We start from the raw sequence: 650 nt of genomic DNA, 5'->3' as shown, positions 1-650 counted from the left end.
CCAAGGGCGAGAAGCGCCCCATTCCCTTCGTCGAGGACACCGCGGTGCCGCCGGAGCACCTGGCGGACTTTATCGCTGAGTTCCGCGCGGCCCTCGACGCCCGCGGCCTGGCCTACGGCATGTTCGGCCATGTCGACGCCGGGGTGCTGCACGTGCGCCCGGCCATCGATATGAAGGACCCCGAGCAGGAGCGGCTGATCCGCGAGGTCTCCGACGAGGTGGCCGAGCTGACCCACCAGTACGGTGGCCTGCTGTGGGGCGAGCACGGCAAGGGCGTACGCTCGGAGTACGCGCCGAAGTTCTTCGGCGAGCTCTACCCCAGCCTGCAGCGGGTCAAGGCCGCCTTCGACCCGCATAATCAGTTGAACCCCGGTAAGATCGCCACGCCGCTGGCCACGGGGGCCGCCGCCCAGGACGAGGCCGTCCAACTCGTCGATCCGGGCCTACTGGCCATCGACGGGGTGACCACCCGCGGCCAGATCGACCGCCAGATCGACGAGCGAGTCTGGCAGGCCCATGACGCCGCCGTCTACTGCAACGGCAACGGCGCCTGCTACAACTACGACCCCAATGACGCCATGTGCCCCTCCTGGAAGGGCACCCGCGAGCGGGTCCACTCCCCCAAGGGTCGCGCCAGCCTGATGCGCGAA

1 protein-coding gene is annotated in these 650 nt (G+C 69.2%); it reads left to right on the top strand.

Annotated elements, in window-relative coordinates; genetic code table 11:
* A partial coding sequence (locus HPA02_RS18135; protein ID WP_186810028.1) for an FAD-linked oxidase C-terminal domain-containing protein occupies positions 1-650 on the top strand: 650 nt, incomplete at both ends.

The sequence above is a fragment of the Bisbaumannia pacifica genome (genome assembly GCF_007989625.1).
In the GTDB taxonomy this organism is placed as follows: domain Bacteria; phylum Pseudomonadota; class Gammaproteobacteria; order Pseudomonadales; family Halomonadaceae; genus Bisbaumannia; species Bisbaumannia pacifica.
This window is presented reverse-complemented; position numbering and strand designations above follow the sequence as displayed.